Genomic DNA, 24,695 nt, shown 5'->3' with positions numbered 1-24,695 from the left:
AACACGGACCACGCGCGCGTGCCGGACAGGCGTCCCCAAGGGGCCTGTCCGGCACGCCGGTGGGGCCATTCGGAGGTATCGGCGGCGACGTGCGACGATGTGCGGCATGCCGCAGCAGCCCCCCGTTCGGAGCACACCTACGCGCCCCGCGCGCCCGGACGCGTCCATGTCGCTGCTCACCAACGTCATGGATCACAGCCTCGACGACGGTTACGCCGAGGCAGCCGCGCGCAAGAAGGCCGCGGGCGACGGAGGGCTGCCCAGGACGCTGAGGGCGAAGCTGGGGCTCGCTGCCGGTCTGGTGCTCGCGGCGCTCGTGGTGACCGTGGGGGCGGCTCAGGCGCGGGTCGCGGCGCCCGTCGTTGCCAAGGAGCGCGAGGAGCTGGTCGACCGCATCGACCGTGAGACCTCGGCGGCGGACCAGCTGGAGGAGACCGTCGACAAGCTCCGCGACGACGTGAGCGCGCGGCAGCGGGAGGCGCTGAAGTCGACCGGTGACAGTGATCAGGGCGAGCTCGTGGGCATCCTGGCGGGCGCTGTCGAGGTGCACGGGCCCGGTGTGAAGCTGATCGTCAACGACGCCAAGGAGACCGTCTCGGGCGGTGACGGCGACCCCCGTGCAACGTCCGGGTTCTCCGACACCGGTCGGGTGCGCGACCGCGACATGCAGCGTGTGGTCAACGGGCTGTGGGAGTCGGGCGCCGAGGCTATTTCGATCAACGGTCAGCGGTTGACGGCCCTGTCGGCGATCAGGGCCGCGGGAGACGCGATACTGGTCGACAACAAGCCGCTGGTTCCGCCGTACACGGTGCTCGCGGTGGGGGATGGCGAGCGGTTGAGCACCAGGTTCCAGGACAGCGCCGACGGTCTGTACCTGCACGCCCTGCAGGAGAACTTCGGGATCCGGACCGGCATTTCCGTGCAGGACGACCTCCGGCTGCCCGCCGCCCCGAGCGTGACCGTACGTACAGCACAGCCGAATACCGAGAAAACCGAGAAGGGCACATCGTGATCGCCGTACTGGGCCTCGTCGTGGGAGTCGTGGCCGGCCTGTTGGTCCGGCCTGAGGTTCCGGCGGTCGTCGAGCCGTATCTGCCGATCGCCGTCGTGGCGGCTCTCGACGCCGTCTTCGGAGGTCTGCGGGCCATGCTCGACGGCATTTTCGACGACAAGGTCTTCGTCGTGTCGTTCCTGTCCAACGTGGTCGTCGCCGCGCTGATCGTGTTCCTGGGTGACAAGTTGGGCGTGGGCGCCCAGCTGTCCACCGGCGTGGTGGTCGTGCTCGGCATCCGTATCTTCTCCAACGCCGCGGCGATTCGCCGGCACGTCTTCCGGGCGTGAGGCCGATGAGCAACCAGGACCAGGCACCGGAGAACAGGCTGCGCAAGGAGCTGCCCGAGGAGATGCCTGCGGGGGCGACCGAGGCCATGGACAACGCCCCGCAGGCCGCGGACGGCACCGAGGGACCGACGACCGCCCTGACCGGTCGGCAGCGGCTCGTGAAGGGGCTGTGGCCGCCACGGGTCAGTCGGGCCCAACTCATCGTCGCCGTCCTGCTGTTCGGCCTCGGCTTCGGCCTGGCCGTCCAGGTCGCGTCGAACAGTGAAGGTGACGGGGCCCTGCGCGGCGCACGTCAGGAAGATCTCGTTCGCATCCTCGATGAACTGGATGACCGTACTCAGCGTCTTGAGGACGAGAAGCAAGGTCTTGAGAAGCAGCGCGACGAACTGGAGAACAGTTCGAACCAGGCCGAGGAGGCCCGCAGGCAGACGGTCGAGAAGGAGAGGCAACTCGGCATTCTGGCGGGCACCGTGGCGGCTCAGGGACCCGGCATCACGATGACCATCGACGACACGAAGGGGACGGTCGAGGCGGACATGCTGCTCGACGCGATCCAGGAGCTGCGCGCGGCCGGCGCGGAAGCGATCCAGGTGAACGGCGTACGCGTCGTCGCCGGCACCTATCTGACCGACGCCGGCAACAGCGTTGGCGTCGACGGGAACAAGATCAACGCTCCCTATCGTTTCAAGGTCATCGGCAAGTCGCAGGACCTCGAGCCAGCGCTCAACATCCCTGGAGGCGTGGTTCAGACTCTCGAGAAGGAGCAGGCCACAGTGACCATCGAGCGGTCGGACAAGATCGTCGTGGACGCCTTGCGAGCGGCGAAGCGGCCTGACTACGCTCGGTCGTCCTCCCAGTGAACCGGCGGTGCATGGGGGACGTCAGCCTAGGGCATGAGGTTGCGGGGGGTCGGCGCACCGAATGGGTGGTGCGTGGTGGAAACTGTCTGGTGGAGACGGACGTTGTGAAGATGTCCGGGTCGGTCAGGGAGTGCAGTCAGGGTTCGTCCTGCCCCACGGGCGGGTCTGTTTCGGTCAAGGGGAATCGCCCGTGAAGTTGTTTGCGAAGTTGTTCGGCAAGAGCGCGCGAGAGGGTAGCGACAACGCGACCGCTCGTCACCGCGCACAGGGGGACGATGAGGGCCAGCGCCCACTGTTCAGGGACCAGGTACCTGGGCCGGGTGGGGACATTTCCGGTGGTCAGGGCGCGCCGTCAGTTGACCCTGGCCAGTCCGGCGGCATAGGTTTCGGGCAACCGTCAACCTCAAGTACGGGTGGAGGGTTTTCCCCGATGTCGGCCCTGGTGTGTACGAGGTGCGGTAACCGCAACGCGGAGAACAGCCGCTTCTGTTCCAACTGCGGCGCCCCGCTGCGGCCGGGTGCGACGCCCGAGCGTCCGTCCGAGACGACCTCCACGATCTCCATCTCCGGTCTTGAGGCCTACGACGCCGAGACCACCGGTCAAACGGCGATCCCGGCGCTGTCTCCGGAGGCGCAGGCCGCCGTCGACGCGCTGCCGCTGGGCTCCGCGCTCCTGGTGGTGCGCCGCGGACCGAACTCGGGCAGCCGGTTCCTCCTGGACGGCGATCTGACCACGGCCGGGCGGCACCCGCAGAGCGACATCTTCCTGGACGACGTGACGGTCTCGCGTCGGCACGTGGAGTTCCGTCGCGCTCAGGACGGCTCGTTCACGGTGGCCGACGTCGGCAGCCTGAACGGCACGTACGTGAATCGCGAGCGGATCGACCAGGTCGCCCTGAACAACGGTGACGAGGTGCAGATCGGCAAGTACCGGCTGGTCTTCTACGCGAGCCAGCGGGGCTACTGACCCTCCCCCGGAGCCCGTCCGGGGAGACCCAGGGAAGGTCCATGCTGAAAACACCGAGCGGCGGTGCCGGGCACGGCATCGCCGCCACGGACGGTCGGCTGATGAGCATCGGCACGGTGCTGAACGTGCTGCGCGACGAGTTCCCTGACATCACCATCTCCAAGATCCGCTTCCTGGAGTCGGAGGGTCTTGTCGAGCCGCAGCGGACCCCCTCGGGGTATCGCAAATTCAGCGCGCAGGACGTCGAGCGGCTCGGCCACGTCCTGCGGATGCAGCGGGACCACTATCTGCCGCTCAAAGTGATCCGCGAGCACCTGGACGCCATGGAGCGCGGGGAGGCCGCACCGTTGCCGACCGTGTGCCGGCAGCGCGATGGAGAAACGGTCCTGGAGCCCGTCGAGGCGCCCACGGCGGCCCGGATCGGGCGGGCCGAGCTGCTGGTCGCCGCCGAGATCGGTGAGCAGCAGCTCGCGGAGTGGGAGTCGTACGGCCTGATTGCCCCGTTGCCCGACGGGGCGTATGACGCGGAGGCGGTCACCGTGGCCTCGCTCGTCGTGGAGCTGGGGCGTTTCGGCATCGAGCCACGGCATCTGCGGGTGATGAAGGCGGCCGCAGATCGTGAGGCCGGGCTCGTGGACCAGGTCGTGGCGCCCCTGCGGCGGCACCGCAATCCGCAGACCAGGGCTCATGCCGAGGCGCGTACGAAGGAACTGGCGGGACTCGCCGTGAAGCTGCACGCCGCCCTGGTGCAGACCGCTCTCGGGGTGCGGCTGCCCTGAGCCGGGCAGGGGCGGTGAGCCCGGATCGGCCACCCGTTCTCGGCCCGACTACCCAAACGTCCCGAGCACGGCCTAGGGTTGCTGTGTGAACGAGCTCGATGTCGTAGGTGTCCGGGTCGAAATGCCCTCCAACCAACCGATCGTGCTCCTGCGTGAAGTGGGAGGCGATCGCTACCTCCCCATCTGGATCGGGCCGGGGGAGGCGACGGCGATCGCCTTCGCCCAGCAGGGCATGGCCCCCGCGCGACCGCTGACCCACGACCTGTTCAAGGACGTGCTGGAGGCCGTCGGTCAGGAGCTCACCGAAGTGCGCATCACGGATCTGCGTGAGGGCGTCTTCTACGCCGAGCTGGTCTTCGCCAGCGGCGTCGAGGTGAGTGCCCGCCCCTCCGATGCCATAGCGCTGGCCCTGCGCACCGGAACGCCGATCTACGGCAGCGACGGCGTGCTCGACGACGCGGGCATCGCGATTCCGGACGAGCAGGAGGATGAGGTGGAGAAGTTCCGCGAGTTCCTCGACCAGATCTCGCCGGAGGACTTCGGTACCAGCAGTCAGTGAGGCGCGTGGGCTGCCCGGCGGACGCGCGTCCGTGGTGGTGCGGCCCGCAGTCCGTTACGGCTCAAATGCCGGCATTTGCCAGCGGCGAGGAAGAGCGTCCTGCGGCCTGCTCCGAGCGCATTCGGCTAGCCTTTCCCCGCGGTGGGGCACGGGAAACCACTCCTAGGGTGATTATCACTCGGCGTGCCGAGTGTGGCGATCGTTGACGCACCCCTGGTGACTGCCTACCGTCGAGAAGGCAGGTCAAGGACGGAGGTCGGCGTGAGAAGCAGCGGCGACGGTACGGCTGGGGGTGCCCCCGGACGCAGTCTCGGGGCGAGCGGCCCGTACCCGCTTCACAGCAGCCCGCTTCAGGGCAGCGCGGCCGATCACGCTCCGCAGCGACCGACGGCCGTGCCGAGCAGCGGCGGAGGGGCGGCGTCCATGGCGACCGAGCAGATCGGCTATCGCGGTCCAACGGCTTGTGCGGCCGCGGGAATCACATACCGGCAACTGGACTACTGGGCGCGCACCGGCCTTGTCGAGCCCAGCGTGCGGCCGGCTCATGGGTCGGGGACGCAGCGGCTCTACAGCTTCCGGGACGTCGTCGTCCTGAAGATCGTCAAGCGGTTCCTGGACACCGGTGTGTCGCTGCAGAACATCCGTACCGCCGTCCAGCATCTGCGGGAGCGCGGCTTTCGGGATCTTGAGCGCCTGACGCTGATGAGCGACGGTGCGACGGTCTACGAGTGCAGCTCCCCGGACGAGGTGCACGCACTGCTCCAGGGTGGGCAGGGGGTCTTCGGGATCGCCGTGGGTGTGGTGTGGCGGGACGTCGAGAGTGCGTTGTCGCAGCTGCACGGGGAGCGGATCGACACCGGGGAGACGCTGGTCGGGCACAATCCGGCGGACGAACTGGCGCGGCGGCGCAACCGGGCGGTCTGAGCGGTCTTCGCCGGCGCACCTGCGTAGTGGCGCGGTGGGCGGGCCGGGTGGGGTCGATCGGTCGGCCCCGGGCGGCGTATCAGGCGGTTGCAGCAGGGCATTGTCAGTGGCGTGAGGCAGCATCGGAGATGTGAGGAACGCGCCTACGATCCTGCATCTCGACATGGATGCCTTCTACGCCTCGGTGGAGCAGGCATCCAAGCCGAGCCTGCGCGGGAAAGCCGTGATCGTGGGCGGGCTCGGGCCGCGGGGGGTCGTCGCCACCGCGTCCTATGAGGCTCGGGTGTTCGGGGTGCATTCGGCGATGCCCATGGGGCAGGCACGTCGGCTGGCGCCCAATGCCGCATATCTCGTGCCGCGCTTCGGGATCTACCGCGACATCAGCGAGCAGGTGATGGGCCTGCTGCGGGAGCTGTCGCCGCTGGTGGAGCCGCTGAGCCTGGACGAGGCGTTCGTGGACCTGGAGGCCGGTGGGGTGGCCTGGGACGAGGAGTCCGCGCGGCTGGTGGGGGTGAAGCTGCGCGCAGACATACGGGCCGCCACCGGGCTCGCGGGGTCGGTGGGCCTGGCCGCCTCCAAGATGCTGGCGAAGATCGCCTCGGAGGAGGCCAAACCCGACGGGCTGGTGGTGATCGAGCCGGGCACGGAGCGGGCGTTGCTCGCGCCGATGTCGGTGCGGACCTTGCCGGGGGTGGGGCCGGCGACCGGGGATCATCTGCGGCGGGCCGGGATCCACACGGTCGACGAGATCGCCGAGGCGGGTGAGGACGAGCTCGTGCGGCTGCTGGGCAAGGCCCACGGGCATGCCCTGTACGCCATGGCGCTGGCGCACGACGAGCGTCCCGTGGTGGCCGAGCGGGAGGCCAAGTCGGTGTCCGTCGAGGACACGTACGACGTGGACATCCATGACCGGGTCCGGGTGGGGCTGGAGGTGCAGCGGCTGGCCGATCGTTGTGTGCGGCGGCTGCGGGGGGCCGGGCTGTCCGGGCGGACCATCGTGCTGAAGGTGCGGCGCTACGACTTCTCGACGCTGACCCGGTCCGAGACGTTGCGTGGGCCGACGGATGATCCTGGTGTGGTGCGGGAGGCCGCGCTGCGGCTGCTGGATTCCGTCGACACGACAGGTGGGGTACGGCTGCTGGGGGTCGGGGTCAGTGGATTGGCCGACTACACGCAGGAGGATCTGTTCGCGCAGGTGGCGGGGGAGCGGGTCGAGCACGGCGAGGAGGGCGACCGCGAGGAGCCACTGGCGGAGCGGGAGGTTGCGCTGCCCGTCGAGCGGCGGTGGGTCGCTGGGCACGATGTGCGGCACGTCGAGTACGGGCATGGGTGGGTGCAGGGGAGTGGGCTGGGGCGGGTGACTGTGCGGTTCGAGACGCCTGAGTCGTCGGAGCCGGGGAGGGTGCGGACGTTTCGGGTTGACGATCCGGGGTTGGAGGCGGCGGAGCCGTTGCCGTTGGTGCGGGGAAGACCTGGGGTGTCTGGGGGAGACGGGAAGGATGCGGGAGGTGGGGGAACTGGGGCTGGTGGGGTTTTAGGGGTGGAGGTCGGTCACCGGGGCGGGAGCAGGGTGGCGGAGGCATAGGGGAGGCGCCGCCTGTGGTGCCTGGCTAGGACGTGGGCGGGCGGAACGGACGTGCGGTTGGTTCCGGGCGCCCGGCGTTGCGGGTGCCGCAAGGGGGGTCGCTCGCCCGCGCTCGCGGGGTGCCGCTGCGCCCACCCGTGCCGCCCAGCGGCACGACTGCCCGCAGTTAGGCCCTGTCGTTTGGATCACCTCGGCGTCGCGGGCCCTGCTCGGGTCCGCCAAGAGGAACCGATCCGCACAGCCGAGCTGATCCAAACGACAGGGCCTAGGTGGGTCGTCCGCTGCCGCGGGCGCTGCGGTGCGATGGGGTGCGGCTGGGCAAGGGGCTCGGGCGCGCGGAGGTGACAGGCGGCGTGTCAGCTGCGGGCGGGCCGGACGCGGGCGTGGCTGTGCGGCCTGGGGGATGTGCGGTGGAAGGGGGCGTCGTCAGGGGTGAGGGTGGGATGTGCGGGGGCCGTTGTCGTCCGGGGTTTCTGTGGTTGCCAGGTTGCCGAAGTCTCGGTCGGGGGGCGGGGGTGGGGCGGTTACGTCGAGGCCGTAGTGGTGGTAGAGCTGGAGTTCCTGTTCGGGGGAGAGGTGGCGGCCCACGCCGAAGTCGGGGGCGTCCTTGATGAGGGCGCGGTCGAAGGGGACGTGGAGGCTGCCCTCGACCAGATCGCTGGGCTCAAGGGGGACGAAGGCGTCCCGGGAGAACAGGCCGGTGCGTATCGCCGCCCATTCCGGCACTCCGGTCGCGTCGTCGAGATAGACCTCGTCGATGGTGCCGATCTTGGTGCCGTTGCGGTCGAAAGCCTTGCGGCCGATCAGATTGCGCGGATCGATGTCGGTCTGCACGGGCCCTCCACTTGGTCGCAACTCATCCGTAAGCACTACGAAAAGGCACATTGGTGAGCCCGGCCACTCGAAGGACCGTGCGTTGACCCCGCTGGTAGGCTGGCTAGCGGCTGCTGACCCCGTGCGGGAGAGTCCTCCGGGAACCATCCGGAGGCGCCGAAGGAGCAAATCCTCCCCGGAATCTCTCAGGCACACGTACCGCACGGACGAGGTCACTCTGGAAAGCAGGGCGGGTGTCGATGGCCTCCGCTCTCACCGACGGTGAAAACCGGGCACCTTGTGGTGACCCGGTGAAGCTCTCAGGTTGAGATGACAGAGGGGGAGGCCGTCCGGGTACCCGCGCCGTGGTGCCCCTCGAAGGTCGTGTCAGACCAGGAGGCCTCCGCAATGACCGCCCATCGCATTCCGCTCTCCGAGCTCGAGCAAGGTATTCCCTTCGAGCAGCGTCATATCGGTCCTGATCATGAGGCTCGGGCCAAGATGCTCGCCCAGGTCGGGTACGGCTCGCTCGACGAGCTCACCGCCGCCGCGGTGCCGGATGTGATCAAGAACGCCGACTCCCTCGAACTGCCGGGGGCGCGTACCGAGGCCGAGGTGCTCGCCGAGCTGCGGTCGCTCGCCGATCGCAACCAGGTGCTGGACTCGATGATCGGGCTCGGGTACTACGGGACCTTCACGCCGCCGGTCATCCTGCGCAACGTCATGGAGAACCCGGCTTGGTACACGGCCTACACGCCGTATCAGCCCGAGATTTCGCAGGGTCGGCTCGAGGCGCTGCTGAACTTCCAGACCATGGTCGCCGACCTCACCGGGCTGCCGACCTCCGGTGCCTCGCTGCTCGACGAGGGGACCGCGGCGGCCGAGGCCATGGCCCTGTCGCTGCGGATGGGCAAGAACAAGAAGGGGCTGTTCCTGGTCGACGCGGATGTGCTTCCGCAGACCATCGCCGTGATCGAGACCCGTGCCGAGCCCACCGGAGTGGAGGTCGTGGTCGCCGACCTCAGCGACGGCATTCCGGCAGGGATCGCCGGGCGCGAGATCAACGGCGTGCTGGTGCAGTACCCGGGCGCCTCCGGCGTCGTACGGGACATCAAGCCCGTCATCGAGCAGGCCCATGGGCTCGGCGCCCTCGTCACCGTTGCCGCCGATCTGCTCGCGCTCACGCTGCTGAAGTCCCCCGGTGAGCTCGGGGCGGACATCGCGGTCGGGACGACGCAGCGGTTCGGTGTGCCGATGGGCTTCGGCGGGCCGCACGCCGGCTACATGGCCGTACACGAGAAGTTCGCGCGCAGCCTGCCCGGGCGGCTCGTGGGCGTGTCCGTGGACGTCGATGGGAACAGGGCGTACCGGCTGGCTCTGCAGACGCGTGAGCAGCACATTCGCCGGGAGAAGGCGACCAGCAACATCTGCACGGCTCAGGTGCTGCTCGCCGTGATGGCCGGTATGTACGCCGTGTACCACGGCCCCGAGGGGCTGCGCGGTATCGCCCGGCGCACTCACCGGTACGCCGCCATCCTCGCCGCGGGTCTCACGGCCGGTGGGGTCGAGGTCGTGCACGGTTCCTACTTCGACACGCTGACCGTGCGGGTGCCTGCGAAGGCCGCCGAAGTTGTCGCCGCCGCCCGGCAGAACGGCGTCAACCTGCGCCTCGTCGACGCCGACCACGTGTCTCTCGCCTGCGACGAGACCACCACGCGGGCCCAACTGGGTGCCGTATGGACGGCGTTCGGGGTCGAGGGTGACGTCGAGGCGCTGGACGAGGGAGCCGAGGACGCCCTTCCGGGCGGGCTGCTGCGCAGCGACGAGGTCCTGACGCACCCCGTCTTCCGGCAGCACCGTTCCGAGACCGCGATGCTGCGCTACCTGCGCAGGCTCGCCGACCGCGACTACGCGCTCGACCGCGGCATGATCCCGCTGGGCTCCTGCACCATGAAGCTCAACGCGACGACCGAGATGGAGCCGGTCACCTGGCCGGAGTTCGGGCAGCTGCACCCCTTCGCGCCCGCCGAGCAGGCGCAGGGCTATCTGACGCTCATTCGTGAGCTGGAGGAACGTCTCGCCGAGGTCACCGGCTACGACAAGGTGTCGCTGCAGCCCAACGCCGGGTCGCAGGGTGAGCTGGCCGGGCTGCTCGCCGTACGCGGGTACCACCGGGCCAACGGGGACGAGCAGCGGACCGTCTGTCTGATTCCGTCGTCCGCCCATGGGACCAACGCGGCCAGCGCCGTCATGGCCGGCATGAAGGTCGTCGTCGTGAAGACCGCCGACGACGGTGAGATCGACGTCGAGGATCTGCGGGGGAAGATCGAGAAGCACCGGGACGAGCTGTCGGTGCTGATGATCACGTACCCGTCGACGCACGGGGTGTTCGAGGAGCACGTCGCCGACATCTGCGCTCAGGTGCACGAGGCCGGCGGGCAGGTGTACGTCGACGGCGCCAACCTCAACGCCCTCGTGGGGCTTGCCAAGCCGGGCCACTTCGGCGGTGACGTCTCGCATCTGAATCTGCACAAGACCTTCTGCATTCCGCACGGCGGTGGCGGTCCGGGCGTCGGCCCTGTCGGTGTGCGTGCGCACCTGGCGCCGTATCTGCCGAACCACCCGCTGCAGCCCGCGGCCGGGCCGGAGACGGGCGTCGGCCCGATCTCGGCCGCGCCCTGGGGTTCCGCCGGGATCCTGCCGATCTCGTGGTCGTACGTACGGCTCATGGGCGGCGAGGGGCTCAAGCGGGCCACGCAGGTGGCGGTGCTGTCCGCCAACTACATCGCCAAGCGGCTGGAGCCGCACTACCCGGTGCTCTACACCGGGCCGGGCGGGCTCGTCGCGCACGAGTGCATCATCGATCTGCGGCCGCTGACCAAGGCGACCGGGGTGAGCGTCGACGACGTGGCCAAGCGGCTCATCGACTACGGCTTCCACGCGCCGACGATGTCGTTCCCGGTGGCCGGAACGCTGATGATCGAGCCGACCGAGTCCGAGGACCTGAACGAACTCGACCGGTTCTGCGAGACGATGATCGCCATTCGTGCGGAGATCGAGAAGGTCGGGTCGGGTGAGTGGCCCGCGGACGACAACCCGCTGCGCAACGCTCCGCACACCGCCGGTGCGCTGGGCGGTGAGTGGGAGCACGCGTACAGCCGTGAGGAGGCCGTGTTCCCGGCCGGGGTGTCGGCCGCCGACAAGTACTGGCCGCCGGTGCGCCGGATCGACCAGGCCTTCGGTGACCGGAACCTGGTGTGCTCCTGCCCGCCGATGGATGCGTACGAGGGCTGACGCACCGGCGTAGGTGTTCGAGGGCTCCGCTCCGGCCGTGTTCGGTCGGGCGGAGCCCTCGTGCGTCAGGTCGGTGCGTGCAGCCCTCGTACGTCACGTCGAGGCCGGAGCCTTCCTGCGTCACGCCGTCGTCAGTGCCACCTCCGTCGCCTTGACGAGCGCGACGACGGGCATCCCGGGCGCCAGGGCAAGGTCGTTGGTGGCGTCCCTGGTGATGGCCGCCGTCAGCACCCCGCCCTGCACGGCGATCTTCACCGAGGCCATCGCGCCGCCGGTGGCGATGCCGGTGATCGTGCCGGGGAGTTGGTTGCGGATGGACAGGCCGCTGATCGGTGTGGTGGAGAGGGAGATCTCCGTTGCCTTCACGAGGGCGGTCACGCTCGTTCCCTCGGCCAGGCCGAGGTCCTCGACGGCGTCCAGGGTGATCGCCGCGGTGAGGTCCTGACCGGCGTCGAGGTGGACCTTGACGGTGGCCATGACCTCACCGGGGGTGATGGCGGTGATCGTGCCGGGAAGTTGGTTGCGGATGCTCAGGCTCATGGAGGGACGCCTCGCAGACGGTGGGAGCGGGAGGGGAGTGAGTGGGGATTTGTGAGGGTTTGCGGACTCCGGCCCCTACCGTAACGACGTCGACTGTCCGGTTACGTGCGGTCGATGTGGACGTTCGTCGACTTCACGCGGGCGGTGGCCTCCATGCCGACCTCCAGGCCCAGTTCCTCGACCGCCTCGCGGGTCAGGAGGGAGACCAGTCGGTGCGGGCCGGCCTGGATCTCCACCTGGGCCGCCACGTCGCCGAGTTTGATCGCGGTGACGATGCCGGGGAAGGCGTTGCGGGCGGAGGTGTAGGAGGTCTCCTCCTCGTCACTGCCGGACCTGGCGAGTTCGACGGAGAACGCGGCGAGGTCCTTGCCGTCGATGAGTCGCCGTCCGGTGTCGTCGCGGTGGGTCGCGACGCGGCCGGCGTCCGCCCAGCGGCGCGCGGTGTCGGGGCTCACGCCGAGCAGCCGCGCCGCCTGGCCGATCGTGTAGGACTGCATGCCGGTCACGATAGGGGTCGGGCGTGGAACTCGAGGCGGGGGGTTGGCCGTTGGGTATAACGCGATATAGCGTTAGTGGTGTCGGTCGGGTTCGAACGGGGTGAGGGCATGGCGGCTGAGCTGTCGCGCACGGGGCTGCGGGCCTCGGACGCGGACCGGGACCGTGCGGTGGACGTGCTGAACGTCGCGGCGGGGGACGGCCGGCTGACCGTGGAGGAGCTGGACGAGCGGGTGACCGCTGCTCTCTCCGCCCGCACGGTGGGTGAGTTGGCCGAGCTGACGGTGGATCTGCCTGCGGCGCCGGGGGGTGTCGAGGTCAAGGACGTCGTCCGGATCGAGCAACAGGGCGGTTCGGCCGTGCGGGGCGGGGCCTGGGTGGTGCCCCGGCGGATGGAGATCGAGTCGTCCTGGGGCGATGTGACCCTCGACTTCACGCAGGCGGTGATAGCCGACGGGAGCCTGCGGATCGACCTGGACATGCGCGGCGGCACACTGAGGCTGGTCACGCGGCCCGGCGTGGTGGTGGACACCGACTCCCTGGCGATCGAGTACGCCAAGGTGAGGACCCGTCCGGCCGGTGATGCCGGTGCGCCGGTGGTCCTGCGGGTCGAGATCGCCGGGCGGATGCAGTACGGCCGGATAGCGGTACGTCCTCCGCGGCGCACGTTGTTCAGAACATCCCCGACGCCCTGAGTACCGCCTGCGCCGTGGCGTCGTCGATCTGGTGGCCCAACCGCTCGACCACGTCCGTGCCTTCGAGGAGCGTCCCGCGTTCGAGCGAGCGGCGCACCCCGGTGTCCAACTCGTGCCAGAGAAGCGGGTTGGCGACGAGGATCCGCGGGTCCAGATCCAGGCGGCAGCCGTCCGTGTCGCGCAGGGTCAGCAGAGCGGAGACACGGCCGTGCTGTCGTACGGCCACCAGCGCGTCCGTACGCACCGACTGCCCTCGTACGAGGCCACGCACCGCCAGCCAGCCCGGGCCCGCGGTCACCCGCTGGGGGAGCAGGATCGTGAAGAGCAGGGCGGTGAGGGCCAGCCACAGCAGGGCTCGTGGCGGTGTCAGCGTCTCCCCGTCCAAATCGACCAGCAGGGTCATGCCGAGGAAGGCCAGGGCGCAGCCCACGGCGAACCGGGCGCTGCCACGCCAGTGGCGGTCGCCGGTCGGCACCGGGCGAGGTCCGCTTCCCTGCACAGTGCAGACGGTAGGGCTCCGGGGCGGAGGAAAGACCGCCGCTGCCGGTGCTCTGACGCCTTACGGTGCAACCTTGACGCGATCCTGATGCCCGCGGCCGTTTCAGCCGGTGTGCACCCGGGGGCGGCGGTCACGGTCGGGCTCCGCCTCGCGCAGCACCTCGCGGGTGACCGGGGCGACCTCGCCCTGGCCGAAGAGGAAGAAGCGCAGGAAGTTGGCGAAGGGAGTGCCCTCGGTCCACTCGAAGTAGATGTGCGGGATGCAGCCCGTCGTGTCGCGGACGTGGAGGAGCAGCGCGGCCAGGGCGTTGGGGATGGAGGAGGACTCCAGGGTGAGGACCCGGTAGCGGTTGTGCAGGACCTCGCCGCGCACGGTCACGCCCGCCTCGAACTCGGACGGGTCGGTGACCGTCACCTCGACGAACACGAAGTCCTCCTGGACGGGGACGTCGTTGTCGTTGCGGATCTGCTCGATCTTGTCGCGGTACTCGGCCTTGTCGCGCCGGTCGGGTTCATTGGCGATGAACCGGATCTTGCGGCTGGCCATGTCCCGGACGAAACGTTCCGCCATGCCGTCCAGCGTCACGCTGGTCACGCGCAGCTCGAAGGCGCGCATCAGCCGCGAGAGCAGGGAGACGAGGATGATGCCGGCGATGAAGCAGGCGCCGATCTTCACACCGTCCGGGCGCTCGATGACGTTCACGACGGTCGTGTACAGGAACACGGCGGAGATGACCGCGAAGCCGATGGTCCAGTTGCGCTGACCGGCCTTGCGGGCCGCGATGGTCACGGCGATCGCGGCGGAGCTGATCAGCACCAGCACGCCGGTGGCGTACGCGCCGCCCTGGGCGTCGACGTCGGCGTCGAAGATCCAGGTGACGAGGAAGGCGACCAGCGTGAAGACGATGACCATCGGGCGCACCGCGCGCGCCCAGTGCGGGGCCATGCCGTAGCGGGGCAGATAGCGCGGCATCAGGTTGAGCAGCCCGGCCATGGCGGAGGCGCCGGCGAACCACAGGATGGCGATCGTCGAGACGTCGTAGACCGTGCCGAAGGCGTTGCCGAGGTACTCGTGGGCGAGGAACGCGAGCGCACGGCCGTTGGCCTCGCCGCCCGCCTCGAACTCCTTCTCCGGGATCAGCAAGGTGGTGATGAAGCTCGTCGCGATGAGGAAGCAGCTCATGATCAGGGCGGCGGTGGTGAGCAGCTTCTTCGTGTCCCTGATCCGCCCCTTGGGGTTCTCCTCGGTCTCGCCCGGGTCGCCCTTGACGTGGGGCATCACGGCGACGCCGGTCTCAAAGCCGGAGAGGCCGAGCGCGAGCTTGGGGAAGACGATCAGGGCCACGCCGATCATGACGAAGACGTTGCCGTGTTCCGCGGTGAGGGCGTTGGACCAGTCGGTGACCACGTGTCCCTCGGTGATCACGTGGTACAGGCCCGAGACCACGACGACGGCGTTGAGCGCGAGATAGATGCCCACCAGGGCGACCGCGACGCCGATCGCTTCCAGGAAGCCCTTGAGGAACACCGCGCCGAGCAGTGCCACGAGGATCAGGGTGATCAGCAGCTGCTTGTCGTGCAGGGCGCTTTCCAGGTGCGGGTTCTCGACCAGGTGGGTCGAGGCGTCGGCGGCCGACAGCGTGATGGTGATCAGGAAGTCCGTGGCCGCGAAGCCCAGCAGGGTCAGGACGAACAGCTTCCCCTTCCAGAAGGTCAGCAGCCGCTCCAGCATGGCGATCGAGCCCTGGCCGTGGGGGCTTTCCTCGGCCACGCGCCGGTAGACGGGCAGGGCGCCCGCGAGAGTGACGATGACGAGCACGATGGTGGCGATGGGCGACAGCAGGCCGGCCGCGAGGGCCGCGATGCCGGGCTGGTAGCCGAGGGTGGAGAAGTAGTCGACGCCGGTGAGGCACATGACGCGGTACCAGGGCTGACCCTGGTGCTCCAGCTTGGACTGGGTCCGCTGTTCCTGGCTGCCGTGGCCCTTGCCCATGTCGGCCAGGCCCTCCAGCATCCAGGCGCGCAAGCGACTGGAGGGAAGGTGCTCGGTCGAGGCCATCGGCGTGCTCCTGAGATGCGGGACGGCGTGGGATTTCGGCCATCACGCGGACGGCCGCACCAGCGTATGCGGAGAGTGACGTACGGGCCCACGGATCAAGGGGGCATGGGCGTCAAGCTTCCGTTAAGACTGGCCTGGTCGGCGTTGGGTGCACATCAGGATGTGAGCTCTGGAACGGGTCCGTCAGGAGTTGGGCTGTACGGGGGCGAGCGACGACAGGGCGAGGGTGGACACCCAGCGTCATCGTCGGCCGTGGTGGTCGGTGGGCGTGTCACGTTCACGCGTTGCGCCGGTCCCGGGACACCGCGGGCTGCCCACCGCGAAGTGGACGTACTCGCGTACCGGGCGGAAACCGCCGGTCCACGCGAGGAGGCGGCTGCCGCGGTTGAGCACCGAGCAGTTCCCGCTGGGCAGCCGGCCGCGCGCGACGATGTCCGCGCTCAGCGCGTTGACGCAGGCCGGCTCCCGAGGCGATGGCGGCGATGGTCCGGCGCCGTGAAGACCCCGACATCCTCGTACCGGCTGCCCCGGAAGTACGTGCAGGCGACGGCCAGGATCCGCCCCTTGCGTTTCACCGCCGCCCAGTCGTGCCCTGAGGAAGCCAGGCCCAGCGGTCCGCCCCAACTGGCCGAGATCCACGCCGCGTCGGGGCCGAGGGCGGTCAGGGCGTCGGTGTCGGCCGGTGCCGCTGTCGGCGGTCTCCTCGCTCTCCCGGCTCACCTGTGAGGCCCTCACCGCGGCCGCGTCCCTGGGCGACGAGGTCCGGGCGGTCACCGTCTGCCACCCCGAGCCCGAGAACCGGGCCGCGCTGCACGCCCTGGAGCTCTCCTGAGCCGAGGGGGACCCCGGTGTCCCCCTGGTCCGGCTCACCAGCCAGCGGCGCTCCCTGGGCCGCCCCATCGCCGTCTACGTCCGTGACGTCATTGGCCTCGGAGCCGGCCACCCGGGTGACCGTCCTGATCCCGGAGACCGAACCGGAGCGGCTGTGGCAACGGCTCCTCCAGAACGAGCGGGGCGCGGTCGTCGCGCATGCCGTGCGCAAGGAGACGGACGCGGTGATCTGCCGGTTGCGGTTCCGCTTGTTGTGACTTCGGCGCCTCTGCGACCTGCGGTGATCGTCTCGCCGTATGAGTTCCGTCAAAGGCGCGCAGTGGGCCGTAAGGGAGCCGTCAACGGCGCTCGGTTCCGGCCACGAAGGCTGTTTCCTCTAACCGTCCCTGTCCAATCGAACCTCACTCCAGGAGTCCACGATGGCCGATCTGGCCTTCGTCGTCACCACGATCGCGTGCTTCGCACTGGTGGCTCTCGTCGCCAAGGGGGTGACCAAGCTGTGACAGCCGAGAACATCGTCGGCCTCGTCGTGGCCGTCGCCCTGCTGGGCTATCTCGTCCTCGCCCTGATCTTCCCGGAGAGGTTCTGACCGTGATATCAGCTGCTACCGCAGCGGGCGACATGGGTCCCGTACTCGCAGGCGTACTCCAGCTGCTCGCCCTGATCGCAGCACTGGCGCTCGTCTACAAGCCGCTGGGCAACTACATGGCCAAGGTCTACTCCTCCGACAAGCACTGGAGTGTCGAGAAGTGGATCTACAAGGGCATCGGTGCCAACCCCGACACCGAGATGCGCTGGACCGCGTACCTGCGCGGTGTCCTCGCCTTCTCCGCCGTCGGCGTCCTGTTCCTCTACCTGCTCCAGCGGATGCAGGGCGTGCTGCCCGGTTCGCTGGGCTTCGCCTCGATCGACCCGGACCAGGCGTTCAACACCGCCGTGTCCTTCGTGGCCAACACCAACTGGCAGTCGTACTACGGCGAGCAGGCCATGGGCCACGTCGTGCAGACCGCCGGTCTGGCCGTGCAGAACTTCGTCTCCGCGGCCGTCGGTATCGCCGTCGCCGTGGCGCTGGTACGCGGGTTCTCGCGCTCGCGCACCGGTGAGCTGGGCAACTTCTGGTCGGACCTGGTCCGCGGCACAGTCCGCATCCTGGTGCCGATCGCCACGATCGGTGCGATCGTCCTCGTCGCGTGCGGTGCCATCCAGAACTTCTCCGGTATCCACGAGGTCGGCCAGTTCATGGGCGGCCAGCAGCAGTGGAACGGCGGCGCGGTGGCCTCGCAGGAGGCCATCAAGGAGCTGGGCACCAACGGTGGCGGTTACTTCAACGCCAACAGCGCCCACCCGTTCGAGAACCCCACCCCGTTCTCCAACCTCTTCGAGATCTTCCTGATCCTCGTCATTCCGTTCGCGCTGACCCGCACGTTCGGCGTCATGGTCGGTTCGGTCAAGCAGGGCTACGCGATCCTCGCCACGATGGGCACCATCTGGCTCGGCTTCACGGCCCTGATGATGTGGACCGAGTTCGCCCACCACGGCCCGGCGTTCGACCTCGCGGGCGGGGCGTACGAGGGCAAGGAGCTCCGCTTCGGCGTCGGTGGCTCGTCGATCTTCGCTGTGGCTACCACCCTCACCTCGACCGGCGCGGTGGACTCCTTCCACTCCTCCTTCACCGGCCTCGGCGGCGGCATCACCATGCTCGGCATGATGCTGGGCGAGATCGCGCCCGGTGGTACCGGCTCCGGCCTCTACGGCATGCTGATCATGGCGATCATCGCGGTGTTCATCGCCGGTCTGATGGTCGGCCGTACGCCCGAGTACCTGGGCAAGAAGATCGGCTCCCGCGAGATCAAGCTGTCCGCCTGCTACATCCTGATCACGCCGGCCCTGGTCCTCGTGTTCACCGCCTTCGCGATGGCGCTGCCGACCCCGGCGAACTCCATGACCAACAGCGGGGCGCACGGATTCTCCGAGATCCTCTACGCCTACACGTCCGCCTCCAACAACAACGGCTCGGCCTTCGCCGGTCTGAACGCGGACACGCAGTGGTTCAACAGCACCCTCGGTCTGTGCATGCTGTTCGGCCGCTTCCTGCCCATGGTGTTCGTGCTGGCGCTGGCCGGCTCGCTCGCCGAGCAGAAGCCGGTACCCGCCACCGCGGGCACGCTGCGCACCGACAAGCCCCTGTACGCGGGTCTGCTCGTCGGCACGATCATCATCATCACCGGTCTGACGTACTTCCCGGCCCTCGCGCTGGGACCGCTGGCCGAGGGGCTGGCGTGATGACCACCCGCACAGAGAAGCAAGAGGACTCGATGTCCACAGCCACTGCGACCCGGGCGCCGCACAGCGACGTACCCACCGGGCACAAGTCCCCCGAGGGCCGTGTCGGCGCGGGCCTCTTCGATCCGAAGCAGCTTCTCAAGTCGCTGCCGGAGGCGTTCCGCAAGCTCGACCCGCGGGTGATGGTCAAGTCCCCCGTGATGTTCGTGGTGTGGATCGGCTCCATCCTGACCACCGTCTTCTCCTTCAAGGACCCGGGCGACTGGTTCGGCTGGACGATCAGCGCCTGGCTGTGGCTGACGGTGGTCTTCGCCAACCTCGCTGAGGCCGTCGCCGAGGGCCGCGGCAAGGCGCAGGCCGACACGTTGCGCAAGGCCAAGACGGACACGGTGGCGCGCCGGCTCAGCGGGTCTGTCGAAGAGCGCGTGGCGGGCACCGAGTTGAGGATCGGCGACCTGGTCGTCTGCGAGGCCGGCGACATCATCCCGGGTGACGGAGACGTCATCGAGGGCGTCGCGTCCGTCGACGAATCGGCGATCACCGGTGAGTCGGCCCCGGTCATCCGTGAGTCCGGCGGCGACCGTTCCGCGGTCACCGGCGGCACGAAGGTCCTCTCCGACCGCATCGTCATCAAGATCACGACGAAGCCCGGCGAGACCTTCATCGACCGGATGATCAACCTGGTCGAGGGCGCGGCCCGGCAGAAGACGCCGAACGAGATCGCGCTGAACATCCTGCTCGCCTCGCTGACGATCGTCTTCCTGCTGGCCTGTGCCACCCTGCCGCCCCTGGCGGACTACGCGGGCACGGACCTGACGATGGTGGTGCTGGTCGCCCTGCTGGTCTGTCTGATCCCGACCACCATCGGCGCCCTGCTCTCCGCGATCGGCATCGCGGGCATGGACCGCCTGGTGCAGCGCAACGTGCTGGCGATGTCGGGTCGCGCGGTCGAGGCCGCGGGTGACGTCTCCACGCTGCTGATCGACAAGACCGGCACCATCACGCTCGGCAACCGACAGGCCTCCGAGTTCGTGCCGGTCACCGGGACGACAGACGCCGAGGTCGCCGACGCAGCCCAGCTGTCGTCGCTGGCCGACGAGACGCCCGAGGGCCGCTCCATCGTCGTACTGGCGAAGGAGAAGTACCGCCTGCGCGAGCGTCACCAGGGCGAGTTGTCCGGTGCCGAGTGGATCGCGTTCACCGCGCAGACCCGCATGTCCGGCGTCGACGTCGACGGGCGCAAGATCCGCAAGGGCGCCGCCGGTTCGGTCATCGCCTGGGTGCGGGACCAGGGCGGCACGATCGCCGACGACGCGGACACGATCGCCAACCGCATCTCCGAGGCCGGTGGCACCCCGCTGCTGGTCGCCGTGGAGGATGCGGACGGCGCTCGGATCCTCGGCGTCATCCACCTCAAGGACGTCGTCAAGAACGGCATGCGGGAGCGGTTCGAGGAACTGCGTCGCATGGGCATCAAGACCGTCATGATCACGGGTGACAACCCGCTGACCGCCAAGGCGATCGCCGACGAGGCGGGCGTCGACGACTTCCTCGCGGAGGCGACTCCCGAGGACAAGATGGCGCTGATCAAACGGGAGCAGGCGGGCGGCAAGCTGGTCGCGATGACCGGTGACGGTACGAACGACGCCCCGGCGCTCGCTCAGGCGGACGTCGGCGTGGCGATGAACACCGGTACGTCGGCCGCCAAGGAGGCCGGCAACATGGTCGACCTCGACTCCAATCCGACCAAGCTCATCGAGATCGTCGAGATCGGCAAGCAACTGCTGATCACCCGGGGCGCGTTGACCACGTTCTCCATCGCCAACGACGTCGCGAAGTACTTCGCGATCATCCCGGCGCTGTTCGCGGCCGTCTACCCGGGTCTGGACAAGCTCAACGTCATGGGCCTGTCCTCGCCGGACTCCGCGATCCTGTCCGCGGTCATCTTCAACGCGCTGATCATCATCGCGCTGGTGCCGCTGTCCCTGAAGGGCGTGCAGTACCGGCCGGTCAGCGCCGACAGGATGCTGCGCCGCAACCTGACCGTCTACGGTCTCGGCGGCCTGATCGCGCCCTTCATCGGCATCAAGATCATCGACCTCCTCATCTCCCTCATCCCCGGGATCGGCTGACCGCCATGAACAACTCCGTATCGAACACCGCCAGGTTGCTCGGGGCGGGCCTGCGTGCCCTCCTCGTGCTGACCCTGGTGACGGGTGTCATCTATACGCTGGTCGTCACGGGTGTGGCCCAGGCGCTGTTCAACAACAAGGCGAACGGCTCCGAGATCAAGGCGGACGGCAAGGTCGTCGGCTCCTCGCTGATCGGCCAGGCGTACAACCTGCCGCTGAAGGAGGGCCAGGAGACCCCGGAGCCCGATCTGAAATGGTTCCAGGGCCGCCCGCAGAACGGGCTCGGCACCAACAGCGTCAACACCCAGTACAAGCTCATCCTGTCCGGCGCGACCAACCGGTCCGGCGACAACGGAGAGCTGATCCAGTGGGTGAAGGACGCCAAGGCCGCCGTCGTCAGGGACAACTCGACCGCCGACCACAAGGTCAAGCCGTCCGAGGTCCCCGCCGACGCGGTGACGTCCTCGGGCTCCGGCCTGGACCCGAACATCTCCCCGGCGTACGCCGACCTCCAGGTCCACCGGGTCGCCGAGAAGAACGGGCTGTCGACCGGCCAGGTGCAGAAGCTGGTCGACGACAACACGGAGGGCCGCACGCTCGGCTTCATGGGAGAGCCCCGTGTGAACGTCCTCGAACTCAACATCGCGCTCAAGGAACTCGTGGCCAAGGGCTGATGGCGTTACGCGACCCGAGCGGGAGTCGGTGGCCTGGGAAACCTCCCGGTTCCGCCGGCTCCCGCCGCCATGAAGCCGGTCGCGGCGCTGCCGGAGATCATGGCCGACCGTCAGACAGGAAAGGCGTGCACCCATGACCAGGGTGTTGGTGGTGGAGGACGACCCGCAGCTGGTGCGGGCGCTGGTGATCAACATGCAGGCACGCCGGTTCGGGGTGGACCCGGCGCCCGACGGGGCCACAGCCCTGCGGCTGGCGGCGGCCCGCCAGCCCGACGTGGTCCTGCTGGACCTGGGGCTGCCCGACATGGACGGCGTCGATGTCGTCAAGGCCCTGCGCGGCTGGACCCGGGTGCCGATCCTCGTGCTGTCGGCCCGGCAGGCCTCCGGGGAGAAGGTCGCCGCGCTGGACGCGGGCGCGGACGACTACGTCACCAAGCCCTTCAGCATGGACGAGCTGATGGCCCGGCTGCGGGCCGCCGTCCGCCGCACGGAGGAGAGCCCGCTCGGCCCTGAGACGGCGTTTGTGGAGACGGGCGAGTTCACCATCGACCTGCTCGCCAAGAAGGTCGCGCGCGCCGGTCGTGACGTCCGGCTCACACCGACGGAGTGGCACCTGCTGGAGATCCTGGTCACCAACCCCGGCCGCCTCGTCACACAGAAGCATCTGCTCCAGGAGGTCTGGGGGGTCTCCCAGAGCAGCAAGACCAACTACCTGCGGGTCTACATGGCGCAATTGCGGCGCAAGTTGGAGACGGACCCGTCGCACCCCCGCTTTCTCATCACCGAACCCGGCATGGGTTACCGCTTCGAAGGGTGAACATGGCACGCGGCAAGCTTCGGATCTATCTCGGTGCGGCACCGGGTGTCGGCAAGACGTACGCGATGCTGTCCGAGGCGCACCGGCGGGTGGAACGCGGCACCGACTGCGTGGTCGCGTTCGTGGAGCACCACGGCCGGCCGCGCACCGAGGTGATGCTGCACGGTCTGGAGCAGATCCGGCGAAAGGATCTCCAGTACCGGGACGCCTCCTTCACGGAGATGGACATGGACGCCGTCCTGGCCCGCAGGCCCGAGGTGGCGCTGGTCGACGAGCTCGCCCACACCAACATCCCGGGCTCGCGCAACGCCAAGCGCTGGCAGGACGTGGAGGAGCTGCTCGCCGCCGGCATCGACGTGATATCGACCGTCAACATCCAGCATCTGGAGTCGTTGGGAGACGTCGTCGAGTCGATCACCGGTGTGCGGCAGCAGGAGACCGTCCCCGACGAGGTCGTACGCCGGGCGGACCAGGTGGAGCTGGTCGACATGTCGCCGCAGGCGCTGCGGCGGCGGATGGCGCACGGCAACATCTACACGCCGGAAAAGGTCGACGCGGCCCTGTCCAACTACTTCCGTCCCGGCAACCTGACCGCCCTGCGCGAGCTGGCCCTGCTCTGGGTGGCGGACCGGGTGGACGAATACCTCAACGCCTACCGCAGCGAGCACGAGGTCTCGACGATCTGGGGTTCGCGCGAGCGGATCGTCGTCGGGCTCACCGGCGGTCCCGAGGGCCGGACGCTGATCCGCCGGGCCGCCCGGCTGGCGGAGAAGGGCGCCGGCGGTGAGGTGCTGGCCGTGTACATCGCCCGCAGCGACGGGCTGACGTCCTCGTCGCCGAAGGAACTCGCCGTACAACGAGGGCTGGTCGAGGACCTCGGCGGCACCTTCCACCACGTCGTGGGCGACGACGTCCCCGCCGCCCTGCTGGACTTCGCGCGCGGAGTGAACGCCACCCAGATAGTGCTGGGCGTCTCCCGGCGCAAGAGCTGGCAGTACGTCTTCGGACCCGGCGTCGGTGCCACGGTCGCCCGCGACTCGGGCCCCGACCTCGACGTCCACCTGATCACGCACGACGAGGCGGGCAAGGGGCGCGGGCTGCCGCTGCCCCGCAGTGCGCGGCTCGGCCGTTCGCGGATCATCTGGGGCTGGCTCGTCGGCGTGCTCGGCCCGGCCCTCCTCACCGTGCTGCTGACGCATGTCGCCCCCGAAGTCGGCCTCGCCAACGACATGCTGCTGTACCTGTCGCTGACGGTGGTGTCGGCGCTGCTCGGCGGCCTGCTGCCGGCGCTGGCCTCCGCTGTGGTCGGTTCGCTGCTGCTCAACTGGTTCTTCACCCCGCCCGTCCACACGCTGACCATCGCCGACCCGAAGAACATCGTCGCCATCGCGATCTTCGTAGGGGTGGCGGTCGCGGTGGCCTCGGTGGTGGACCTGGCGGCCCGCCGCACCCACCAGGCGAACCGCCTGCGCGCCGAGTCGGAGATCCTCTCCTTCCTCGCCGGGAACGTGCTGCGTGGTGAGACCAGCCTGGAAGCGCTGCTGGAGCGCGTGCGCGAGACGTTCGGCATGGAGTCGGTGGCGCTGCTGGAACGGGAGAGTGACGTCGATCCCTGGACCTGCGCGGGCAGTGTGGGTTCCCGGCCCTGCCAGGACCCCGACGACGCGGACGTGGACGTGCCGGCCGGCGACCACCTGGCGCTCGCGCTGACCGGCCGGGTGCTGCCCGCCGAGGACCGCCGGGTGCTCGCCGCCTTCGCCGCGCAGTCGGCTGTGGTCCTCGACCGCCGGCGCCTGCGGCACGAGGCCGACAAGGCCAAGGAACTGGCCGAGGGCAACCGCATCCGTACGGCCCTGCTGGCCGCCGTCAGCCACGACCTGCGGACGCCGCTCGCCGGCATCAAGGCGTCGGTCTCCTCACTGCGGTCCGACGACGTGGCCTGGTCCGAGGAGGACGAGGCCGAACTGCTCCAGGCGATCGAAGAGGGCGCCGACCGGCTCGACCTCCTCGTCGGCAATCTGCTGGACATGTCGCGCCTGCAGACCGGCACGGTCGTTCCGCTGATCCGGGAGATCGACCTCGACGAGGTGGTGCCGATGGCGCTCGGCGGGGTGCCGGACGGCAGCGTGGGGCTCGACATTCCGGAGACGCTGCCCATGGTCAGCGTCGACAAGGGCCTGCTGGAGCGCGCCGTCGCCAACGTCGTCGAGAACGCAGTCAAGTACGGCCCGCAGGACAAGCCCGTGCTGGTTTCCGCGAGCGCCATCCGTGACCGGGTCGAGGTGCGCGTGATCGACCGCGGCCGGGGCGTCCCGGACGAGGCCAAGGAACGCATCTTCGAGCCCTTCCAGCGTTACGGCGACGCCCCGCGCGGCGCGGGCGTGGGACTCGGCCTCGCGGTCGCCCGCGGGTTCGCCGAGGCGATGGGCGGCACGATCACGGCCGAGGACACGCCCGGGGGCGGCCTGACCATGGTGCTGAGCCTGCCGATGGCCCAGGGACGGCGGCCGGAGGATCCGGAGCTGCCGGCAGTGGTGGTGTCGTAGCGG

At 69.2% G+C, this 24,695-nt stretch carries 20 protein-coding genes, 2 pseudogenes and 1 riboswitch; of the genes and pseudogenes, 17 read left to right on the top strand and 5 right to left on the bottom strand.

Annotation, left to right across the window (positions count from 1 at the left end):
• The first annotated feature begins 97 nt into the window (after window positions 1-97).
• From AB5J55_RS06615 to AB5J55_RS06580, 8 genes and pseudogenes are all read left to right on the top strand, one after another.
• The gene (locus AB5J55_RS06615; protein ID WP_369269764.1) at window positions 98-1,012 is read left to right on the top strand and encodes a DUF881 domain-containing protein; all 915 of its coding nucleotides are present in this window, start codon (window positions 98-100) and stop codon (window positions 1,010-1,012) included.
• Window positions 1,009-1,341 (top strand): small basic family protein, encoded by a 333-nt coding sequence (locus AB5J55_RS06610; protein ID WP_003988855.1) that lies wholly within the window; start codon window positions 1,009-1,011, stop codon window positions 1,339-1,341. The genes AB5J55_RS06615 and AB5J55_RS06610 overlap by 4 nt, the downstream gene beginning before the upstream one ends.
• Before the next feature lie 5 nt (window positions 1,342-1,346).
• A complete protein-coding gene (locus tag AB5J55_RS06605) occupies window positions 1,347-2,201 on the top strand; it encodes a DUF881 domain-containing protein (protein WP_369269763.1) in 855 nt (284 codons plus the stop codon).
• A gap of 61 nt (window positions 2,202-2,262) precedes the next feature.
• Window positions 2,263-3,168, top strand: coding sequence for an FHA domain-containing protein (locus AB5J55_RS06600; protein WP_369269762.1), 906 nt, complete (start codon window positions 2,263-2,265; stop codon window positions 3,166-3,168).
• Between the two features lie 41 nt (window positions 3,169-3,209).
• Complete coding sequence (locus AB5J55_RS06595; RefSeq protein ID WP_369269761.1) at window positions 3,210-3,947, top strand: MerR family transcriptional regulator; 738 nt, start codon at window positions 3,210-3,212, stop codon at window positions 3,945-3,947.
• 85 nt (window positions 3,948-4,032) lie between these two features.
• Window positions 4,033-4,506, top strand: coding sequence for a bifunctional nuclease family protein (locus AB5J55_RS06590; RefSeq protein WP_004002801.1), 474 nt, complete (start codon window positions 4,033-4,035; stop codon window positions 4,504-4,506).
• Between the two features lie 261 nt (window positions 4,507-4,767).
• Window positions 4,768-5,430, top strand: a complete 663-nt coding sequence (locus AB5J55_RS06585) for a MerR family transcriptional regulator (protein ID WP_369269760.1) — start codon at window positions 4,768-4,770, stop codon at window positions 5,428-5,430.
• 130 nt (window positions 5,431-5,560) lie between these two features.
• A pseudogene (locus AB5J55_RS06580) lies at window positions 5,561-6,892 on the top strand (DNA polymerase IV); the annotation flags it as partial.
• A gap of 549 nt (window positions 6,893-7,441) precedes the next feature.
• On the opposite strand, the gene AB5J55_RS06575 reads toward AB5J55_RS06580, so the two are convergent.
• Window positions 7,442-7,849, bottom strand: a complete 408-nt coding sequence (locus AB5J55_RS06575; protein WP_369269759.1) for a PRC-barrel domain-containing protein — start codon at window positions 7,847-7,849, stop codon at window positions 7,442-7,444.
• 114 nt (window positions 7,850-7,963) lie between these two features.
• A riboswitch (glycine riboswitch) is annotated at window positions 7,964-8,060 on the top strand.
• A gap of 176 nt (window positions 8,061-8,236) precedes the next feature.
• Between AB5J55_RS06575 and gcvP the strand changes: the two genes are divergently transcribed.
• Window positions 8,237-11,122 (top strand): aminomethyl-transferring glycine dehydrogenase, encoded by a 2,886-nt coding sequence (gcvP, locus tag AB5J55_RS06570; RefSeq protein WP_369269758.1) that lies wholly within the window; start codon window positions 8,237-8,239, stop codon window positions 11,120-11,122.
• 120 nt (window positions 11,123-11,242) lie between these two features.
• Here the strand turns inward: gcvP and AB5J55_RS06565 are convergent, their stop codons facing one another.
• Window positions 11,243-11,662 carry a molybdopterin-binding protein gene (locus AB5J55_RS06565; protein ID WP_369269757.1) on the bottom strand — a complete coding sequence of 140 codons (420 nt, stop codon included), beginning with the start codon at window positions 11,660-11,662 and terminating at the stop codon, window positions 11,243-11,245.
• A gap of 101 nt (window positions 11,663-11,763) precedes the next feature.
• Window positions 11,764-12,159 (bottom strand): molybdopterin-binding protein, encoded by a 396-nt coding sequence (locus AB5J55_RS06560; RefSeq protein ID WP_369269756.1) that lies wholly within the window; start codon window positions 12,157-12,159, stop codon window positions 11,764-11,766.
• 108 nt (window positions 12,160-12,267) lie between these two features.
• On the opposite strand from AB5J55_RS06560, the gene AB5J55_RS06555 reads away from it, so the two are divergent.
• Window positions 12,268-12,852, top strand: a complete 585-nt coding sequence (locus AB5J55_RS06555) for a DUF1707 domain-containing protein (protein ID WP_369269755.1) — start codon at window positions 12,268-12,270, stop codon at window positions 12,850-12,852.
• On the opposite strand, the gene AB5J55_RS06550 is transcribed toward AB5J55_RS06555, so the two are convergent.
• The gene (locus AB5J55_RS06550; protein ID WP_369269754.1) at window positions 12,830-13,351 is read right to left on the bottom strand and encodes a hypothetical protein; all 522 of its coding nucleotides are present in this window, start codon (window positions 13,349-13,351) and stop codon (window positions 12,830-12,832) included. The genes AB5J55_RS06555 and AB5J55_RS06550 overlap by 23 nt on opposite strands.
• A gap of 102 nt (window positions 13,352-13,453) precedes the next feature.
• Window positions 13,454-15,409, bottom strand: coding sequence for an APC family permease (locus AB5J55_RS06545; RefSeq protein WP_369269753.1), 1,956 nt, complete (start codon window positions 15,407-15,409; stop codon window positions 13,454-13,456).
• Window positions 15,410-16,106: 697 nt separating this feature from the next.
• Here AB5J55_RS06545 and AB5J55_RS06540 point away from each other — a divergent pair.
• The 7 genes and pseudogenes from AB5J55_RS06540 to AB5J55_RS06510 all read left to right on the top strand — a co-directional run.
• A pseudogene (locus AB5J55_RS06540) lies at window positions 16,107-16,497 on the top strand (amino acid permease); the annotation flags it as partial.
• A gap of 242 nt (window positions 16,498-16,739) precedes the next feature.
• Window positions 16,740-16,829 carry a K(+)-transporting ATPase subunit F gene (kdpF, locus tag AB5J55_RS06535; RefSeq protein WP_016434100.1) on the top strand — a complete coding sequence of 30 codons (90 nt, stop codon included), beginning with the start codon at window positions 16,740-16,742 and terminating at the stop codon, window positions 16,827-16,829.
• Between the two features lie 32 nt (window positions 16,830-16,861).
• The gene (gene kdpA, locus AB5J55_RS06530; RefSeq protein ID WP_369276112.1) at window positions 16,862-18,523 is read left to right on the top strand and encodes a potassium-transporting ATPase subunit KdpA; all 1,662 of its coding nucleotides are present in this window, start codon (window positions 16,862-16,864) and stop codon (window positions 18,521-18,523) included.
• Complete coding sequence (gene kdpB, locus AB5J55_RS06525) at window positions 18,523-20,655, top strand: potassium-transporting ATPase subunit KdpB (protein WP_369269752.1); 2,133 nt, start codon at window positions 18,523-18,525, stop codon at window positions 20,653-20,655. The genes kdpA and kdpB overlap by 1 nt, the downstream gene beginning before the upstream one ends.
• A gap of 5 nt (window positions 20,656-20,660) precedes the next feature.
• Window positions 20,661-21,329 carry a potassium-transporting ATPase subunit C gene (locus tag AB5J55_RS06520; protein ID WP_369269751.1) on the top strand — a complete coding sequence of 223 codons (669 nt, stop codon included), beginning with the start codon at window positions 20,661-20,663 and terminating at the stop codon, window positions 21,327-21,329.
• 133 nt (window positions 21,330-21,462) lie between these two features.
• A complete protein-coding gene (locus AB5J55_RS06515) occupies window positions 21,463-22,146 on the top strand; it encodes a response regulator (RefSeq protein ID WP_369269750.1) in 684 nt (227 codons plus the stop codon).
• Window positions 22,147-22,148: 2 nt separating this feature from the next.
• Window positions 22,149-24,692 (top strand): DUF4118 domain-containing protein, encoded by a 2,544-nt coding sequence (locus AB5J55_RS06510; RefSeq protein WP_369269749.1) that lies wholly within the window; start codon window positions 22,149-22,151, stop codon window positions 24,690-24,692.
• Window positions 24,693-24,695 lie beyond the last annotated feature (3 nt).

It is taken from the genome of Streptomyces sp. R11 (genome assembly GCF_041051905.1).
In the GTDB taxonomy this organism is placed as follows: Bacteria; Actinomycetota; Actinomycetes; order Streptomycetales; family Streptomycetaceae; genus Streptomyces.
Note: the sequence above shows the minus strand (reverse complement) of the source record. Positions and strands in the feature narration are given on the sequence as shown.

Excerpts from the sequence above, each read along its gene's own strand:
- AB5J55_RS06560 (WP_369269756.1), bottom strand. The coding sequence starts at position 12,159 with ATGCAGTCCTACACGATCGGCCAGGCGGCGCGGCTGCTCGGCGTGAGC.
- AB5J55_RS06565 (WP_369269757.1), bottom strand. The coding sequence starts at position 11,662 with ATGAGCCTGAGCATCCGCAACCAACTTCCCGGCACGATCACCGCCATC.
- gcvP (WP_369269758.1), top strand. The coding sequence starts at position 8,237 with ATGACCGCCCATCGCATTCCGCTCTCCGAGCTCGAGCAAGGTATTCCC.
- AB5J55_RS06595 (WP_369269761.1), top strand. The coding sequence starts at position 3,210 with ATGCTGAAAACACCGAGCGGCGGTGCCGGGCACGGCATCGCCGCCACG.
- AB5J55_RS06600 (WP_369269762.1), top strand. The coding sequence starts at position 2,263 with ATGGGTGGTGCGTGGTGGAAACTGTCTGGTGGAGACGGACGTTGTGAA.
- kdpA (WP_369276112.1), top strand. The coding sequence starts at position 16,862 with ATGGGTCCCGTACTCGCAGGCGTACTCCAGCTGCTCGCCCTGATCGCA.
- AB5J55_RS06515 (WP_369269750.1), top strand. The coding sequence starts at position 21,463 with ATGACCAGGGTGTTGGTGGTGGAGGACGACCCGCAGCTGGTGCGGGCG.
- AB5J55_RS06555 (WP_369269755.1), top strand. The coding sequence starts at position 12,268 with ATGGCGGCTGAGCTGTCGCGCACGGGGCTGCGGGCCTCGGACGCGGAC.
- kdpB (WP_369269752.1), top strand. The coding sequence starts at position 18,523 with ATGACCACCCGCACAGAGAAGCAAGAGGACTCGATGTCCACAGCCACT.
- AB5J55_RS06510 (WP_369269749.1), top strand. The coding sequence starts at position 22,149 with ATGGCACGCGGCAAGCTTCGGATCTATCTCGGTGCGGCACCGGGTGTC.
- AB5J55_RS06605 (WP_369269763.1), top strand. The coding sequence starts at position 1,347 with ATGAGCAACCAGGACCAGGCACCGGAGAACAGGCTGCGCAAGGAGCTG.
- AB5J55_RS06545 (WP_369269753.1), bottom strand. The coding sequence starts at position 15,409 with ATGGCCTCGACCGAGCACCTTCCCTCCAGTCGCTTGCGCGCCTGGATG.
- AB5J55_RS06615 (WP_369269764.1), top strand. The coding sequence starts at position 98 with ATGTGCGGCATGCCGCAGCAGCCCCCCGTTCGGAGCACACCTACGCGC.
- AB5J55_RS06520 (WP_369269751.1), top strand. The coding sequence starts at position 20,661 with ATGAACAACTCCGTATCGAACACCGCCAGGTTGCTCGGGGCGGGCCTG.